The organism is Alistipes sp. DJF_B185 (assembly GCF_964250025.1).
Lineage (GTDB): Bacteria > Bacteroidota > Bacteroidia > Bacteroidales > Rikenellaceae > Alistipes > Alistipes finegoldii.
The window spans coordinates 75430-90047 of record NZ_CAXUDY010000004.1 but is presented as its reverse complement, the minus strand read 5'-3'; the positions used below and the strand labels follow the sequence as shown (position 1 = coordinate 90047).

Here is a 14618-nt window from a genome sequence, read left to right as displayed (position 1 = left end):
ACGATTATGAATATGAAATTGAGAAACGTACCGTTCTCGCCTCCAGACATGACCGAGGCGGAAATTACAGAAGTTGCGAATGCTCTTCGCTCAGGATGGATTACTACCGGCCCGCGAACCAAAGAGTTTGAAAGACTGATCTCGATGTGTTGCCAGACTGAGAAATCGGTTTGTCTGAATTCTGCAACTGCTTGTATGGAGTTGATTCTCCGGGTACTTGGAGTTGGACCAGGTGACGAAGTCATCACGTCAGCCTACACTTATACAGCTTCAGCCAGTGTAATCTGTCACGTCGGAGCCAAAGTTGTTTTAGTCGATACAGCTCCTGGGACGTTTGAAATGGATTACGACAAACTCTCCCAAGCAATAACCGAAAAAACCAAGGTTATTATTCCGGTTGATTTAGGTGGTGTCATTTGCGATTACGATAAAATTTTTGCCGCCATAGAAAATTACAAACACCTTTTTAATCCTGCCAACGATATCCAAAAGGCTTTCGGTCGCATAGTCGTAATGGCAGATGCCGCCCATGCCTTCGGAGCACAGTGGCATGGCCGGATGTGCGGAGAGATTGCAGATTTTACCTCCTTTTCATTTCACGCTGTGAAGAACCTTACGACCGCTGAAGGCGGGGCGCTTACATGGCGATCTATTTCTGGTATTGATAACGAGTGGTTGTATAAGCAATTCCAGTTACTCTCATTACATGGTCAGAATAAGGATGCTTTGGCCAAAACCCAACTTGGAGCTTGGGAGTATGACATTATTGCCCCCAATTTCAAATGCAACATGACCGATATTATGGCAGGGATCGGATTAGCACAGTTAAAACGTTATCCGGAAATGTTGCACCGACGTCGGGAAATAATCGGTCGTTATGACGAAGCGCTGAAGAATTCGAATGTACAAGTCCTCAATCATTACGATCCGGATCATTCGTCGAGCGGCCACCTTTATATCGTGCGCCTGCTGGATATGGATGTGGCAGAACGCAACGAAGTTATTGTCAAAATGGCAGAACACGGAATTGCCTGCAACGTTCATTACAAACCGCTTCCGATGATGACTGCTTACAAGGCTCTCGGGTTCGATATTACCAATTATCCGAATGCCTACAATCAATACCGCAACGAAGTAACGCTTCCATTGCATACCCGTCTCACCAACGAAGATGTGGAATTCGTCATCTCAAATTTTGTCGATATCATTTCCCGATAAAGTTATGTACAAACATTTCTTCAAGCGGTTGTTCGATCTGATAATTGCTTTGTTTGCATTACCCTTTGTGCTGCTTCTTATTCTAATCATGGTACCATTGATTTGGCTGACTGATCGAGGACCGACTTTTTATAATGCGCAACGTGTTGGATTGAATGGTAAAATATTCAAAATGTTCAAATTCCGTTCAATGAAAGTGAATGCTCCCGATATACGTAATACAGATGGGTCTACATTTAATTCCAGTGATGATCCGCGTGTGACTCGTATAGGACGTTTTATACGGAAAACCAGTATAGATGAAATTCCTCAGATTCTCAATGTCTTGATTGGTGATATGAGTTTTGTCGGTCCCCGCCCTGTATTACCGGGCATACCTTATGCCGAATACGATGACGTTCGGCGCAAACGCCTAACCGTACGACCCGGTATTACAGGATATAGCCAGGCCTATTTTCGTAATTCTGTTGGTCAAGAGGAAAAATTTCTGCAGGATTGTTATTATACCGATCATGTATCTCTCCTTTTCGATTTGAAAATCTTATTTCACACGGCATATTCGGTGTTAAAACGAGAAAATGTTTTTGTAAAAGATAAAAAGGCTGAATAAAATGAGCCGTCTATTAATTCTTGGTGCATCCACTTTGCAACTCCCTGCAATTCTGAAAGCCAAAGAAATGGGGCATTATGTTGCAGTTGCCGATTATAATCCGCAAGCTATTGGGATTCTTTTTGCAGACGAGTTTTTCCCTGCTAGTACTATTGATATAGAGGCGATTTGTCAAGTTGCAGAAACATTCCATCCTGATGGAATTATGACTCTAGCAACAGATATGCCAATGCGATCGTTGGCGGCAGTAGCCGAAAAATTTGGCCTACCCGGCATTTCTGTACAAACAGCTTTACGTTGTACTGACAAAGGTGAAATGATTCGAGCTTTCAAAGCTGACGGCGTAGCTTCACCTTGGTATCATATAGTTGAAAATGAATCAGTATTAAAATCCATTATTTCGGAGTTAAGTTTTCCATGCATTATCAAACCTACGGATAATGCCGGTAGTCGAGGAGTCATATTGGTTCATGCGGTTGAAGAATTGTCAAGAGCATACCGATACAGCCGGGAACAATCCCGCCATGGTACCGTAATCATTGAAGAGTATATGCAGGGGCCGGAGGTAAGTGTAGAGGTGATGACTGTTGACGGAATACCTCATATTCTTGCTGTTACAGACAAGTTGACTACGGGAGCTCCCTATTTTGTCGAAATGGGGCATAGTCAACCATCCCGATTATCCAAAACAACAATTGATACTATCAAGGATTTAGCGGTCAAAGCAATTCGAAGTGTCGGAATCAATATGGGACCTGCTCACGTTGAAATGATTGTTACCGCTCAGGGGCCGAAGATGGTCGAGTTAGGAGCTCGAATGGGAGGGGACTGTATCACGACGCATCTTGTACCTCTTTCAACGGGAATAGATATGGTAAAGGCAACTATTGACATTTCCTTAGGATTGTATCCCGATATTGAACCCAAATTCGAACAGGGTAGTGCCATTCGTTATTTTCAAGTTTGTCCAGGGAAAATTTATTCTATTGAAGGTATAAATGCTGCACGAAAAATTGCGGGTATATGCGATATCATCTGTACAAAAAAAATCGGAGATCTTGTCACAGATATTCATAGTAGTATCGACCGTATGGGATGTGTAATTGCTCAAAGGGGAGATGCTGCTGCGGCAATCGAGGCATGTGAACAAGCGATGAAACAAATCAAAATAGAAATATATGAAGAAAAATCTGGCAAATAAACGATTGTTGCTGCTCGGCGGCAGTCTATGGAAAAAAGCGATTCAGGATTTCGCCCAAGAGCAAGGAATTATACTGATCGCTACTGGGAATAACCATAATGCTGGAATATTTGAAATTGCAGATGAGTGCTATGACGTAGATTCCACAAATACAGAGGCTATGAAACAACTCATTCGGGAGAAACGGATTGACGGAGTTTATATGGGTGGGAGTGAATCAGTCATTTCGACGGCTTGTGGTTATCTTCAGGAACTTGGTCTGCCATGTTACTGTACCAGAGAACAGTGGGAGTATTTGCAAAACAAAGAGCATTTTAAACGATTATGTATCGAGTATGGCCTGCCGGTTGTTCCGAAATATGATTATGAATTGGAGAATCCCAAACGCAATATTCCCGATAGTGCATTTCCTGTAATTACCAAACCAACGGATGGTTGTGGTAGCAGTGGCTTTTCCGTTTGCCGAAATTCTGAAGAGTTGAGAAAAGGTTATGCGATTGCACGTCAGGCATCGCCCACAGGCAGCGTCATTGTGGAAAAATTTGTAAAAAACGATGGCGTTGTGGTGTTCTATACTTTCAGTAACGGCAAGATGTATTTTTCTGGTTTGGAAGACAAATATCCAGTGAAATACCAAAAGCAAGGTAGCTATGTTGGAGGTTTGTTTGTATTCGAGAGTAAACTTACTCAAGAATTCCGTCTACATTTTGACGAAAAAATTGCAGAGATGTTTCAATCTATCGGCATTCGAGAAGGCAGTGTTTGGATTGAAGTTTTTCATGATGGAGAAAATTACTATTTTAATGAAGTAGGATTTAGATACGGTGGATCGGTTTCAATATACCCAGTCGATTATTTTTATCAAATTAATCAAGTCGCAGCGGATATTCATTATGCATTAACTGGCGAAAGTTGTATCTCCGAACACACCTCATTAATTCGGAGTACCCTGCCTCGAAAGAAATATTATTGCATATATCCGGTTCATATCAATGCTGGAACAATTTCTAGTATTTCAGGTTTAGATAAAATTGCTCAGTTAGAAAACATAGTTTATCTAGCCACGACTAAATATCTTCATGATCGGATTGAATCCTCGGGATCATTCTCTCAAGTTTTTGCATTGGTTCATTTTGTTTGTAATACAACTGAGGAATGTATACAAACCATAGATCGGATTCACCAAATGCTGGTTGTTTTTGACGAGCATGGGAATAACATGGTGAATCGAATGCTGGACGTCGGAAAAATAATTTTCTAATGGAAGGGCAATGAATAATACTATATCAATAAAAATTATAACTCAAGAAGATGTAGCTGCAATTTTTGATAGTCATGCAGATCGACTCTTCGAAATTGTTGAAGACGCTTTTCTTAAAGCTTCAAAAGGAGAGGTTCTTTTTCCTGATAAAATATCTCAGATTTTTGACACACAGACACAAAATCGGATTAACTGTATGCCGGCTACTTTATTGGGAAATAAAGTAGCCGGATTAAAGTGGGTTTCCGTTTTTCCAACCAATGCTCCGAAAGGCATTCAGAATGTGACGGGGGTTATGTTGTTGTCAGAAATCGAAACCGGATTCCCAATCGCTGTAATCGATGGAACACTTTGCACACAACTTCGGACAGCGGCCGTAGGATGTGTCGCAGCCAAATATTTGGCACCCAAAAAGGTGGAAACAGTTGGATTTATTGGAGCCGGAGAAGAGGCTCGGATGCACTTTACACTGCTGAAACATCTCTTCCCATCGATCAGAACCTGCAAAGTTGCTTCCCGGCACAGTGCAACCGAAGACCGATTCATAGCCGAATTTGATAAAATAATTCCGGATGTTCATTTTATCGCCTGCCGAGGCGATAATTCGCAGGCCGTGGCAGATACCGATATCATCGTAACAGCCATTAGCGGACAAGCACCGGTACTGAAGGCTCGGGATGTTCGGGCCGGAATGCTTTATATCCATGTAGGAGGTTGGGAGGATGAATATGGTGTGGCCCTCAAAGCCGATAAGATCGTATGTGATGATTGGAATGCTTCCAAGCACCGCACCCAGACGATTTGCCGCATGTATAAAGAGGGATTACTCAAGGATAAAGATATTTATGCCGATTTAGCGGAAATTATCGCTGGTCAGAAAAAGGGACGGGAGAGTGACGAGGAGTTTATCTATTTCAATTCAGTAGGTCTTTCTTACATCGATTTGAATTTTGCCCATGAAATCTATCGCGAGGCTAGCTTATTAGGTTTAGGGCGTGATATCGTGTTGGCAGAATCGGATCGAGTGGACTACCGTTGTTTTATTTAAAAATACTGCGAGTGAAAATACTTTATCTGCCAGCTTATTTTTATCCGGAGCAGGCGGCAAGTGCTTATTTAAGCGACAACCGAAATCAAGCTTTTGCTGATGCAGGGTTCGACATGGTGGTTTATACACCGGTTCCGACACGAGGTATTTCCATCGAAGAACGAAAAAAATACAAACACCGAAAGGCTGATTCGATGTATGGCGGCCGAATGATCGTATATCGGTTCTCTCTGATGCGTGAAGGTGGAGGTCCGATAGTGCGTGCGTTACGCTACAGTCTGTCGTGCATCCGACAATTTTATTGGGGATGTTTTGCCCAGGAGGCTCGGCAATGCGATGTAATGTTTATTTCCAGCACACCACCTATCCAAGGAGCAATGGCTGCATTGATTAAGAAAATACGGCGCATCCCACTCGTTTACAGTCTTCAGGACATTTTCCCCGATTCCTTGGTTGGAACGGGCATGGCAAAAAAAGGTGGGGCATTGTGGAAAGTCGGTCGGATGATTGAAGATTTTACCTATCGGAATGCCGACCGGATCATCGTCATCTCTGAGGATTTCAAACGCAATATTATGGCCAAGGGTGTCCCAGAGTCCAAAATCGAGGTCATATACAATTGGGTTGATGAAACTGCTATTATCCCGATACCACGGAATGAAAATCCCCTTTTTGCCGAATTTGGATTGGATCAAAACAAGTTTTATGTTGTATATGCAGGGAATTTGGGTAGTGCTCAGAATATTGATATTTTACTTGAGGCTGCAAACTTATTACACGATAATTCTGATATACAATTTTTGGTTTTTGGGGCAGAGAAACAAGCTGAGCCATACATCACAAAGGCCAAACACATGCAACTCTCCAATTTAAAATTTTTACCACTTCAACCGTATGAAAAGGTTTCGTGTGTGTATAGTTTGGGTGATGTCGCAGTTGTATCATGCAAACAAGGATTTGGAGACATTGCAATGCCTAGTAAAACATGGAGCATTATGTCTGCAGGAACTGCTGTATTGGCTAGTTTTGATAGAGGGACTGATATGCAATATATTATCGAAAAGAATCGTCTTGGAGTATTTACAGAAGCTGAAAATATTCAGGAATTTGTCAAGGCAGTACATATTTTATATTCTAATCCGGAGGAGTGCGTTCAAATGGGAAAACGAGGTCGTTGTTATATTCTAGAACATCTAACTCGGGAAGTTGGAACTCGTAAATATATTGGCGTTATTGAATCTATTGTTGGGCACTAAGTTTACAGTTTTCATTACATTCACATTAGCTGTCGATAATGTATGTTAGCACAACCCAATTTTCCAATAAATTGATATTTGGAAACATCAAAAATAATTCGTATTTTTACATTTCTAGCATAGAGATGTAATGTGGAGTAAAATGGCCGCTACAACCTCGTGACCTCAAAAACAAAGAATGGCCATAACATATTGATACATAAAGAACAAAGGTAGTAGATCCGAGTTTGTTTTCGATTCAAAAATCAGTAATCTATTGTAAATACCTTCTTTGTAAAAATAGAATCAATCAAGCTGATTGTGTGACCTAATCAATTGTATATTTAAGGGGTAAAATGACTTGTGTAGCCTAGTGGAGTTGATTAGCATATTGAGATTTTCGGGAAGTGTATCAAAATTCACTTGACTCATGAAAGGCCTAGTATTAGCGGGCGGGAGCGGCAGCCGCCTGTATCCGATCACGAAAGGTGTCAGCAAGCAGCTGCTTCCGATTTATGATAAGCCTATGGTCTACTACCCGCTCTCGGCTTTGCTTCTTGCGGGTATCCGCGATATCATGGTTATCTCTACACCGGATGACCTTCCGGGTTTCCGACGTCTTCTGGGCGACGGCTCCGACTACGGTGTTCGTATCACGTATGCCGAGCAGCCGTCCCCGGACGGTCTTGCACAGGCATTCCTTATCGGCGCGGACTTCATCGGCGACGACTCCGTGTGTCTGGTTCTGGGGGACAATATCTTCCACGGCTCGGGCTTCACGGGTCTTCTTCGCGAGGCCGTCCGCACGGCGGAGGAGGATGGCAAGGCTACGGTCTTCGGCTACCGTGTCGAGGAGCCCCAGCGCTATGGCGTGGCGGAGTTCGATGCGGTGGGTAACTGCCTTTCGATCGAGGAGAAACCCGCACACCCGAAGTCGAACTACGCAGTGGTGGGCCTGTACTTCTACCCGAACAAGGTCGTGGATGTCGCGAAGGGTATCAAGCCCTCCGCACGTGGGGAGCTTGAGATCACGAGCGTCAACCAGTCGTTCCTGCAAAGCGGCGAGCTGAAGGTGCAGACGCTTCAGCGGGGCTTCGCGTGGCTGGATACGGGCACGCACGACTCGCTGGCCGAAGCCTCGATCTTCGTGGAGGTCATCGAGAAGCGTCAGGGTCTTAAGATCGCCTGTCTGGAAGGCATCGCCTACCGCAACGGTTGGATCACGTCGGACAAGCTGCGCGCACTTGCCGAGCCGATGCTCAAGAACCAGTACGGACAATACCTTTTGAAACTCCTCGACGAAAAATAATCCCATGAAAGTTCTGACAACGGCCATAGAAGGCGTGGTTATCCTTGAGCCGGAGGTTTTCGGCGACGCGCGGGGTTACTTCTTCGAGAGCTACTCGCAGCGGAAGTTCGACGAGCAGGTGCGTTCAGTGCGCTTCGTGCAGGACAACGAATCGCACTCGCGCTACGGCGTACTGCGGGGCCTCCATTTCCAGAAAGGGCGATACGCCCAGTCGAAACTCGTGCGCGTTGTCCGGGGCCGTGTGCTCGACGTCGCGGTTGATATCCGCCGCGGCTCGCCCACGTTCGGACGACACGTCTCGGTGGAGCTCTCGGGGGATAACAAACGCCAGTTCTTCATACCTCGCGGCTTCGCACACGGCTTCGCCGTGCTGAGCGATGAAGCGACGTTCCAGTACAAGTGCGACAACCCTTACGCCCCCGAGTCGGAGGGCGCCATCGCGTGGGACGACCCCACGCTGGGCATCGACTGGCACCTGCTGCCCGGAGATGTCGTGCTCTCGCCCAAGGACAGCCACCACCCGCGGCTGGAGGAGGCCGGGGAGTTGTTCAACTATAATACGGATTACTATGCTTAATATCCTGATCACGGGGGCGAACGGACAGCTCGGCCGCTCCCTGCAGCGTCTGGGCTGTGTCTCGCCCCACAACTATATCTGTACGGACGTCGCGGAGCTGGACATCACCGATGCCGGGGCGGTCCTGCGTGCGGTCCGGGAACAGGGGATCGACGTTATCGTGAACTGTGCGGCCTATACCGACGTGGAGCGGGCCGAGGATGACGAACCTACGGCGGAGCTGCTGAACCACAAGGCCGCGGGCAATCTCGCGGCGGCGGCCAAGGCGACGGGCGCGACGCTGTTCCACGTCTCGACGGACTACGTCTTCGACGGCACGGCCCATACGCCCTATACAGAGGATGGTACGCCCTCGCCGCTGGGAGCCTACGGGCGCACGAAGCTTGCAGGCGAACGCGCCGTCATGGCGTCCGGGTGCCGGTATCTGATCTTCCGCACGGCGTGGCTCTACTCGGAATACGGCAACAACTTCCTGAAGACGATGCTGCGTCTGACCTCGGAGCGGGATACGCTGCAGGTGGTCTTCGACCAGATCGGCACTCCGACCTACGCCGGGGACTTGGCGCTTGCGCTCTTCTCGATCATCGAGTCGGAACGCTACGCGGGCAACGAGGGGGTGTACCACTTCACCGACGAGGGCGTCTGCTCGTGGTACGACTTCGCGACGGAGATCGCCGCGGCCGCGGGACACGACAAATGCCGCATCATCCCCTGCCACACGTCGGAATTCCCGACCAAGGCCACCCGCCCGGCCTACTCGGTGCTGGACAAGACCAAATTCAAAGAGACCTTCCAAATGGACATCCCCCACTGGAGGGAGGCTTTGATCTACTGCATGAAACGACTCACAGAAAATAACCCATGAAACGCACTATCCTGATTACGGGCGGAGCGGGCTTTATCGGCTCGCACGTAGTACGCCTGTTCGTGACGAAATACCCGGATTACCGGATCGTGAACCTGGACAAACTGACCTATGCGGGGAACCTCGCCAACCTGCGGGACATCGAGGATTCCCCGAACTACGTGTTCGAGAAGGGGGACATCTGCGACTTCGAGGCGATGCGTGAACTGTTCCGGCAGTACGGCATCGACGGGGTCATCCACCTCGCGGCCGAAAGCCATGTCGACCGCTCGATCAGGGATCCGTTCACCTTCGCGCGTACGAACGTCCTGGGCACGCTCTCGCTGCTCGAGGCGGCACGGGAATACTGGAACGGTGATTGGGCAGGCAAGCTGTTCTACCACATCTCCACCGACGAGGTGTACGGGGCGCTGGAGCTGACCCGTCCCGAGGGAGATGCTGCGGGCGGGGAGAGCGGCGGCGGGCCCTTCGGCGAGGAGTTCTTCACCGAAGAGACGAAGTACGCCCCGCACAGCCCCTACTCGGCCTCGAAAGCCTCGTCCGACCACTTCGTGCGGGCCTACCACGACACGTACGGGATGCCGACGCTGGTGACCAACTGCTCGAACAACTACGGGCCCTATCAGTTCCCGGAGAAGTTGATCCCGCTTTTCATCAACAACATCCGCCACCAAAAGCCGCTGCCCGTGTACGGCCGCGGGCAGAACGTGCGCGACTGGCTGTACGTCGAGGATCATGCACGGGCCATCGACGTGATCTTCCACAGGGGCAAGGTCGCCGACACGTACAACATCGGAGGCTTCAACGAATGGAAGAACATCGACCTGATACGGGTGATCGTCAGGACGGTGGACAGGCTGCTGGGCAACCCCGAGGGGTCGTCGGAGAAGCTCATCACGTATGTCACAGACCGCGCAGGCCACGATCTGAGGTACGCCATCGACTCGCGCAAGCTCAAGCGCGAACTGGACTGGCAGCCCAGCCTGCAGTTCGAGGAAGGAATCGAAAAAACTGTCCGCTGGTACCTCCAAAACCAAAAATGGATGGACGACATAACTTCTGGCGAGTACCAGCAATACTATCAGAGCATGTATAAGGGAAGATAAATGACCCGTGACGAGAAAATATATTTTTCCTTACTAAGGATAGGATTAGGAACTGAAAGCCCGGGAGAAATTTTACCGGAATTGGCTAAACTCCAATGGGGTGAACTTTATCGTTTGGCTGTTCGACAGGGGACGGGGGCATTGATCTGGGATGCTTTGCGGCAATTGCATGCAACGGAATATTTACCATTGTCTTTGCGTGTGCAATGGGCCTATAATGTCGAACAAATTGAAGATCGTTATCGAAAACAGGAAAAAGTATTGGCTGGATTGTCAAAATTCTATGCTTCCCATTCCATTTCGCTGATGCTCTTGAAAGGGTATGGACTGAGCTTTTGCTATCCGTGCCCCGAACATCGGGAATGTGGCGATATCGATATCTGGCTTTTTGGTCGACAGCGTGAAGCGGACGAGTTGTTATGTCGTGAATGGGGAATTCGGATCGATGAAGACAAACACCATCATACAGTTTTTCTCATCGACGGAATTATGGTCGAAAATCATTACGACTTTCTGAATGTTCATGCCCATGCATCGAATCGTGAGATCGAGCAGTTGCTGAGGACCTATGCCGAAATCCATGGTGAAACGATCTGTCTGAAAGATACGGAAATTCATCTTCCGTCACCCTCTTTCAATGCATTATTTCTGTTACGGCATGCCGCAGCACATTTCGCTGCAGCGGAGATTGGGATGAGGCATATAGCCGATTGGGGCATGTTCATCCTCCGTTACTGTGATAAGATTGATTGGACGGAGCTTTATGCGACGGCCCGCCGGATGAACATGCATCGATTTCTGAATTGTATAAATGCTATTTCAATAAATAACATAGGGGTAGATGCGAAACTATTTCCTTCGTTCGAACGTGATTTAAAACTCGAAGAACGGGTTTTAAATGATATTTTGCATCCTGAGTTCAGCGAGAAATTTCCTGAAAAAGGTTTTATCCGGATAATGCGGTTTAAATTCCGTCGTTGGTTGGCGAATCGTTGGAAACACCGGATCGTTTACCGGGAAGGTTTGATACATACGTTTTTCAGGCAGGTATACAGCCATCTGTTAAAGCCTAAGTCCATAGCGCATTAGGTCGTGGACACTGTTTTGGGTGTAATGATATGTTTATTATGAAATGGCTACTTCTTTGGGCGGTATTCCTCGCTCTGTTTTATAATTTCCTGTGGTGGGTTATCCGCCGGACGCCGGTGACCAAAGACGATGAGAAAGAGGGCTGGATAGATTGAAATGATAATATCGTACTAAATTATGATATATCAAGTGTTTCTAATTATTCCAATTTTTTGTACTTTTGCAATGGTTATTTGAAGTAAAGAAAATTAGTGCAAGATACTGACAAAAAACCGTTGCCTTCTCGTCACCTGTTATTTATATAAAAACTGTAACGATCCGATAAATCGAATCGTTACGGCTGTTTAATCCCGCTCTCGGAAGAACTTGGACAAAAATCAATTTATCGTCATGCTTGACACACTGCTTAACCGTCGATTGTCGGATGCGGAGTGCACAGCCTTTCATGCGGCTTATGAAAAGTTCATCGACCTGCTGCACGGTCTTACGGCTCAATCCTGTAAATCGCCCCTTGACCTGCTGCACGAACTTGCCCGCCTCCAATCCCGCCTGATGCGGTTGCAAGCGCGGATTGTTTGAGAAGGAATCTCCGCAAGCGTCGCTGCTCAAATCGGAGCTTCTGCTGACGAATTTCGAGATCCGTTTAGTCTTTACCCGGCTTCGTTATCCGTCCATCGCCGCCCCGGTATCGGTCGAAGTCCCTAAATCGCCGCTGTTCCTCTCCGAACAATTCACGCCTACGGATATCATGGAACTGAAAACGGCACTGCATCTCTCTGGAGCCATACGCCGCATCGACGGCACGCGGATCGATCTGGCGACACTCGTCGATGTGCTTTCCAGAACTTTCAATGTCCGGATCAATAATCCGGAACAGTGCCACCATACGCTCATCAACCGCAAGTTGCGGGACGCATTTTCTTGACATCTTGCGTAACAATCAGATAGAATATAACCGTTGATAGCTGGAACGCCTAAGTAGAGAAAAAGCAAATGAGAGAATTCTCATTTGCTTTTTTATCGGCTATTTTTTATCTTTGCATAAGAGTCTTTGAAAAGCTAATGAATGCAAAGGACACGGCCTTCAGAGTTAACAAATCATTACCTCGACTTTTGTCATATACTGTCTATCATATAGTTAGATTAGATTAGCACTTTTGACATCAAAAGACACAGAAATCCTGCTCACAAAACAAACATGATTCGAGCCCTTGTCAAGCCACCAAAAGCCCATCCGAAAATCCGTAAAATTACCCTCTATTTTACAGCCACAATCGGCGAAATAATCACCGATATGCCTTATCTTTGCGAAACGGAGATTTAAGAGCAAAAGAGAGCCATTATTCTCTTTTCCCCTTCGTTTGAAGACAAACTAAGGTTAAAAACGTTAAATCTTCGATTTTCGGCGAAAAAACAAGTAAATTTTTGAGCAGTCTATCTTTTAAGCCGTAAATTATTGATAATCAATTAGCATAATATGCTGCATCGGCAAATAATCAAAAACAAACCGGGACCGACATCCGATCAGAAGGTGTCGGTCTCGTCGCTTTATCGAATGGACAAGGAATCTACCGAACGTGTCTTAAGCATTCTGCCTGCGAAAATGCGAGACACATCCATCGCCTCTTCCGGGAAAAAGGGTATCGGGGCGGAATCTGGATAAGGGAACCGGTTCAACTACCGCCGCGGCTTCGGAAGATGCCGAGCAATCAGCGTATCGGCCGCATAGAGACCGGGACCTGCGGCGTACATCAGCACGTAAACCGACAGATAGGCCAGCGCCAGTTCGCGCGCCGCGAACGGATCGCCGCCGTGTACGGCGAAGAAAGCCACGCACATCGTGAAAATCATCGGGATGAGAGCCAGCCGGTAGAACAACCCCGCGATAAACCCGGCAGAACAGACGACTTCGCCGAAGATCGCCAGCGCGAGCGAAACACCGCCGCCGACACCCAGCGGATCGGGAAACGCGGCGGAAAGCGCATCGAAGTTCTGCCACTTGGCGATGCCGTGCGACATCAGCAGTCCTCCGAAAATAATGCGGGCCGCGAGCAGCAGCCACGAATTGCCGGCGGTATAAGGTTTGTCCGGAAACAGAAATCTCAGTATTGTATACATAATCTTGGGAATTTATGCTCTAATATCACAATAAATGCCGGAATTTCCAACACTCCGCCACACAATTTCGGACATCCGCAATGTGATATGCCCCGGACCGCGCAACGGCAAAGGGAGCATGCTCCGATTTTTCGTATCTTTACCGCAGCAATTTACAACATCGCCATGATCCAGCAGACCGAATTCACACTACGCCCCCGCACCCGCGGCTTTCACCTCGTCACGGACGAAATCGCGGCCAACCTGCCGCCGCTGCCCGACGCCGGGCTGGTGCATCTCTTCATCAAACACACCTCCGCAGGTCTTTCGATCAACGAAAACGCCGATCCCGACGTCCGCACGGACCTCTCGGCCATCTTCGACCGGCTGGTCCGCGAGCGCGAATCCTACTACGTCCACACGCTCGAAGGCGACGACGACATGCCGGCGCATGCCAAATCGACGCTCACAGGCGTCGAACTGACAATACCCGTCACACAGGGCCGGCTCAACCTCGGCACATGGCAGGGCATCTACCTCTGCGAATTCCGCAACCGCGCTTCGGGCCGCCGCATCGTCGCCACCCTAATCGGATAGTCCGGCCGCAATTCAGAAGACAAGCGGACGCGCTGGCCGAAAAATTGCATCTTCCCGAAACGGATCACCAAACAAGGGAAAGCAATGACGACAGCGACAAAACACAAGACCGCGGACCGGCTCACCGCCGAAGAGCGGCACGAACTGCCCGACTCGGCATTCGGGATTCCCGAAACGCGCGAATTCCCGCTCGTGGACGCCGAGCACGTACGGGCCGCCGAAGCCTACTTCCGCTATGCGCCCGACAACAAAAAGGCGGCTCTGGCCCGGCGTATCCTCGCCAAGGCCGCTGCATACGGCGTAAACGTACAGAGTCAGGTTATCCGCAGCTGGGCCGAGGAGTAACGCCGCGCGACACGCCGGAACGCGCGAAGGCCGGAGCACAAACGCCCCGGCCTTCGCTTT

At 48.2% G+C, this 14618-nt stretch carries 16 protein-coding genes; 15 read left to right on the top strand and 1 reads right to left on the bottom strand.

Going from position 1 to position 14618, the window contains the following annotated elements; translation table 11 throughout:
- The first annotated feature begins 12 nt into the window (after positions 1-12).
- From ACESTR_RS06945 to ACESTR_RS06885, 13 genes are all read left to right on the top strand, one after another.
- Positions 13-1218 carry a DegT/DnrJ/EryC1/StrS family aminotransferase gene (locus tag ACESTR_RS06945; RefSeq protein WP_204822933.1) on the top strand — a complete coding sequence of 402 codons (1206 nt, stop codon included), beginning with the start codon at positions 13-15 and terminating at the stop codon, positions 1216-1218.
- A 4-nt stretch (positions 1219-1222) separates the two neighbouring features.
- Complete coding sequence (locus ACESTR_RS06940) at positions 1223-1828, top strand: sugar transferase (RefSeq protein WP_022332791.1); 606 nt, start codon at positions 1223-1225, stop codon at positions 1826-1828.
- Between the two features lies 1 nt (position 1829).
- Positions 1830-3029 (top strand): ATP-grasp domain-containing protein, encoded by a 1200-nt coding sequence (locus tag ACESTR_RS06935; RefSeq protein ID WP_022332790.1) that lies wholly within the window; start codon positions 1830-1832, stop codon positions 3027-3029.
- Positions 3007-4290, top strand: a complete 1284-nt coding sequence (locus ACESTR_RS06930) for an acetyl-CoA carboxylase biotin carboxylase subunit family protein (protein WP_082426686.1) — start codon at positions 3007-3009, stop codon at positions 4288-4290. The genes ACESTR_RS06935 and ACESTR_RS06930 overlap by 23 nt, the downstream gene beginning before the upstream one ends.
- A gap of 10 nt (positions 4291-4300) precedes the next feature.
- Positions 4301-5338, top strand: coding sequence for an ornithine cyclodeaminase family protein (locus tag ACESTR_RS06925; protein WP_055203751.1), 1038 nt, complete (start codon positions 4301-4303; stop codon positions 5336-5338).
- 11 nt (positions 5339-5349) lie between these two features.
- Complete coding sequence (locus ACESTR_RS06920) at positions 5350-6594, top strand: glycosyltransferase family 4 protein (RefSeq protein ID WP_055203753.1); 1245 nt, start codon at positions 5350-5352, stop codon at positions 6592-6594.
- A gap of 409 nt (positions 6595-7003) precedes the next feature.
- Positions 7004-7882 carry a glucose-1-phosphate thymidylyltransferase RfbA gene (gene rfbA, locus ACESTR_RS06915; RefSeq protein WP_130065204.1) on the top strand — a complete coding sequence of 293 codons (879 nt, stop codon included), beginning with the start codon at positions 7004-7006 and terminating at the stop codon, positions 7880-7882.
- A 4-nt stretch (positions 7883-7886) separates the two neighbouring features.
- Positions 7887-8459 carry a dTDP-4-dehydrorhamnose 3,5-epimerase gene (gene rfbC, locus ACESTR_RS06910; RefSeq protein WP_022333341.1) on the top strand — a complete coding sequence of 191 codons (573 nt, stop codon included), beginning with the start codon at positions 7887-7889 and terminating at the stop codon, positions 8457-8459.
- On the top strand, positions 8452-9324 hold the full coding sequence (gene rfbD / locus ACESTR_RS06905) for a dTDP-4-dehydrorhamnose reductase (RefSeq protein ID WP_373179037.1): 873 nt from the start codon (positions 8452-8454) through the stop codon (positions 9322-9324). The genes rfbC and rfbD overlap by 8 nt, the downstream gene beginning before the upstream one ends.
- Positions 9321-10430 carry a dTDP-glucose 4,6-dehydratase gene (gene rfbB / locus ACESTR_RS06900; RefSeq protein ID WP_279143506.1) on the top strand — a complete coding sequence of 370 codons (1110 nt, stop codon included), beginning with the start codon at positions 9321-9323 and terminating at the stop codon, positions 10428-10430. The genes rfbD and rfbB overlap by 4 nt, the downstream gene beginning before the upstream one ends.
- The gene (locus tag ACESTR_RS06895; protein ID WP_333872523.1) at positions 10431-11519 is read left to right on the top strand and encodes a nucleotidyltransferase family protein; all 1089 of its coding nucleotides are present in this window, start codon (positions 10431-10433) and stop codon (positions 11517-11519) included.
- Between the two features lie 390 nt (positions 11520-11909).
- Positions 11910-12098, top strand: a complete 189-nt coding sequence (locus ACESTR_RS06890; RefSeq protein WP_022333576.1) for a hypothetical protein — start codon at positions 11910-11912, stop codon at positions 12096-12098.
- Positions 12091-12444 (top strand): RteC domain-containing protein, encoded by a 354-nt coding sequence (locus ACESTR_RS06885; protein WP_229111624.1) that lies wholly within the window; start codon positions 12091-12093, stop codon positions 12442-12444. The genes ACESTR_RS06890 and ACESTR_RS06885 overlap by 8 nt, the downstream gene beginning before the upstream one ends.
- Positions 12445-13196: 752 nt before the next feature.
- Here the strand turns inward: ACESTR_RS06885 and ACESTR_RS06880 are convergent.
- Positions 13197-13637 (bottom strand): DoxX family protein, encoded by a 441-nt coding sequence (locus ACESTR_RS06880; protein WP_279064923.1) that lies wholly within the window; start codon positions 13635-13637, stop codon positions 13197-13199.
- A gap of 165 nt (positions 13638-13802) precedes the next feature.
- Here ACESTR_RS06880 and ACESTR_RS06875 point away from each other — a divergent pair, with 165 nt between their 5' ends.
- Together ACESTR_RS06875 and ACESTR_RS06870 are read left to right on the top strand one after the other, a co-directional pair.
- On the top strand, positions 13803-14213 hold the full coding sequence (locus tag ACESTR_RS06875; RefSeq protein WP_195289862.1) for a secondary thiamine-phosphate synthase enzyme YjbQ: 411 nt from the start codon (positions 13803-13805) through the stop codon (positions 14211-14213).
- A gap of 84 nt (positions 14214-14297) precedes the next feature.
- Positions 14298-14558, top strand: a complete 261-nt coding sequence (locus tag ACESTR_RS06870) for a DUF6582 domain-containing protein (protein ID WP_009597790.1) — start codon at positions 14298-14300, stop codon at positions 14556-14558.
- Positions 14559-14618: the final 60 nt, after the last annotated feature.